The organism is Microbacterium sp. T32 (assembly GCF_001619615.1).
Taxonomy (GTDB): Bacteria; Actinomycetota; Actinomycetes; order Actinomycetales; family Microbacteriaceae; genus Microbacterium.
This window is the reverse complement of the sequence record NZ_LQQP01000053.1, coordinates 1-2599: the sequence shown is the minus strand read 5'-3', so window position 1 is coordinate 2599 and position 2599 is coordinate 1. Positions and strand designations below refer to the sequence as shown.

Sequence of the window (2599 nt, the reverse complement as noted above, 5' to 3'; positions counted from 1 at the left end):
ACCGCGACCAACTCGTCGAGGAACGCGGGGAAATCGGTCGCGCGCCGGACGATCCGCTGGACGCTGTCGCGCTCGCTGAACACCTCGACGAACTGCTCGAACACGGTCTGGAACGCCTCGCGGTCGGTCTCGCTGAACGCCACGAACGCGACGACCTGCACGCGCCCCTCACCCCAGGCGATCGACGGATCGGCGATGCCGATCGCGATGCGGGTCTGCGTCGCGGTCATGCCCATCGCGTGCGGAACGGCGAGCGCATCGGTGAACGCCGTGGAGGAGATCGCCTCGCGCTCCACCGCCCGGACGACGTAGTCGTCGTCGATGACGCCCTCGTCCACCAGCAGCCCGCCGAGCCGACGGATGACACCGGCCTCGCCATCGGCGGCATCCAGTCCTCGGACGAACGCGTCGGGCGAGAAGTACGTCTCGAGCTCGGCGCGCAGCCGGGCGAGCCGCCGCCCACGACGCACCCGCGACGCGGCGGCCTGCACGCGCTCGACGTCGGCGTCGGTGAGGAACGGCTGGATGCGGACGAATCGGTCGCCGGGCCGCGGCGGGTCGATCGTGGTCAGGACGAGATCGGTGTCGATCGAGTCCCACGCCGGGTCGATGCGCGTCTCGACGCCGACGACCTCGATCGCCTGCCCGAGTGACCGGTCGACGCTCGAGCGCAGGAGCTCGTGCAGCTCGTAGTACCCCGGGCACACGATCGTGGCGGTGAGCAGCTGGTCGGAGCGGCGGCTGCGCTCGAGCCGCCCGCCCACGTGCATCGCGATGTAGGCGATCTCGTCGTCGAGGATCGGGATTCCGAGCGCGTCCTGCAGCCCCTTCGCGATGTATACCGCGACCTCGAAGATCATCGGATACGTCGACTTCAGCGAGCGCGTCAGCGGGTTCCGCGACCACGCCTGCTCGCGCGAACGGTGCAGCAGGTTCTGCACGTGCAGCGCGAGGCGCAGGACGAAGTCGTCGTGCGCGATGTCGACCAGATACTGGGATGCCGCTTCCTCCACGACCGCGCGCACGGCGCCCTCGACCGCGGGGTCGAGGCGCGAGCGGACGTCGTCGGCCGCGGGGGCGCCCGGGGCCACGATGCGTGTGAGGACGAGCGTTGCGAGGTGGCGGAGATCGCCCGCGCCGAGCTGCACACCGATGTGCTTGAGGGTCAGTCGGTCGAGGAGGTCCGCGACGGCGTCCACGGCATCCGACGATTCGCCCGCGGCCGCTTCCAGCCCCCGATCGCGCGTCACGCGGTCGGCGGCGATCGCGATGTGCATCACGACGTCGCCGATGCCGATCTCGTTCACGAAATAACCGAGGGCACCGAGTTCGGCGACGAGCTCGGCCTTGAACGGTCCGAACGCACGTGCGCCGACCGACCTCTCACCGAGCGTGCGGCGGAGGGCGTCGAGGTCGAACATCCCGGCATCCATCTCGTCGTGCGCGAGCTTGGACAGCAGCCGCCGCTGAGCGACCTCGGTCCCGCGGAGGCGAGCGGTGGATGCCGAACGCTCGAGGGTCAGCTCGGTCCCGCCGAGCAGCCCGCGCACGCGCGCGAGATCCGCCTCGAGCGTCGCGGCGCTGACGTGCAGCGAATCGGCGGTCTCGTAGACGTCGATGCCGTCGGCGGCGTCGAGGAGACGCCGGACGAGAGTGTGCAGACGATCACGGGGCGTGCCGCTGTCGGCGGGCGACCCGGCGCGCAGGGCGAGGGCGGCGTCCGCGCCGGCGCGGTAGCCGAGCGGACCGGACTCGATCGCCGCGCCCCCGGGGACGCGCGCGTTCACCGCCGTGACGTACGAGCGGATGCTGCGCGGCGTCACACCCAGCGCATCCGCCAGCGACGCCGCGGTGGACCACTCCGCGTCCCGCAACAGCAAGGCCAGCAGGCGGTCTTGCCGAGCTTTCGTCGTCACGATCCGTCCTCCGCGCCGCCCCTGGAACGGCAACGCTTCCCCCATCCAACCACGCGAGGTCACTCGCGGCGCCGGGGGCGCGGCATCCACGTTCCGGGGGGTGGGAAACGAACCTGGTTGTCCGCTGTGAACGCCGGTGCGCAGAATCGAGGGAAAGGAGGCGGGTCGATGAAGATCCTCGTGGTGTGCGGCGCGGGTGCGTCGAGCACATTCGTCGCACAGCGTGTACAGCGCGCCGCCCACGATCGCGGCCTCCCGTACTCCGCTTCGGCGGGGACCGTGCAGTCGCTCCCGATCGACCTGCCCGCGACCGACATCGTTCTCGTCGGCCCGCACCTCGGTCCCGAGTTCGAGCGGATCCGACAGGATGCCGCGACACGGGGGGTGCGCGTCGTGCTGCTCCCCGAGGACGTCTTCTCCGACCTGACCGGTACCCGCACGCTCGCTCTCGTGGAAGAGGCGATGGGCGCGCGGGAATCCGCGGACACCGTCTGACCCGCCGCCGGAAAGGAATCCCCATGCCCCAGATCACCCGGACGGTCCGCATCGGATCGTCGCGCGGCCTGCACGCCCGCCCCGCGAAGCTCTTCGCGCAGGCGGCGAAAGAGTCTGGCATCCCGGTGACGATCGCGAAAGACGCGGGCGCTCCGGTCAACGCCGCCAGCATCCTGGGGATCATCGCC

At 71.0% G+C, this 2599-nt stretch carries 3 protein-coding genes; 2 read left to right on the top strand and 1 reads right to left on the bottom strand.

Annotation, left to right across the window (positions count from 1 at the left end; genetic code table 11):
- Window positions 1–1916 (bottom strand): BglG family transcription antiterminator (locus tag AVW09_RS15205; protein WP_197462665.1); only part of this gene is annotated, 1916 nt, incomplete at its 3' end.
- A 168-nt stretch (window positions 1917–2084) separates the two neighbouring features.
- On the opposite strand from AVW09_RS15205, the gene AVW09_RS15200 reads away from it, so the two are divergent.
- Together AVW09_RS15200 and AVW09_RS15195 are read left to right on the top strand one after the other, a co-directional pair.
- Window positions 2085–2411, top strand: a complete 327-nt coding sequence (locus AVW09_RS15200) for a PTS sugar transporter subunit IIB (RefSeq protein WP_022880317.1) — start codon at window positions 2085–2087, stop codon at window positions 2409–2411.
- A gap of 23 nt (window positions 2412–2434) precedes the next feature.
- A partial coding sequence (locus AVW09_RS15195) for an HPr family phosphocarrier protein (RefSeq protein ID WP_156496130.1) occupies window positions 2435–2599 on the top strand: 165 nt, incomplete at its 3' end.

Excerpts from the sequence above, each read along its gene's own strand:
- AVW09_RS15200 (WP_022880317.1), top strand. The coding sequence starts at position 2,085 with ATGAAGATCCTCGTGGTGTGCGGCGCGGGTGCGTCGAGCACATTCGTC.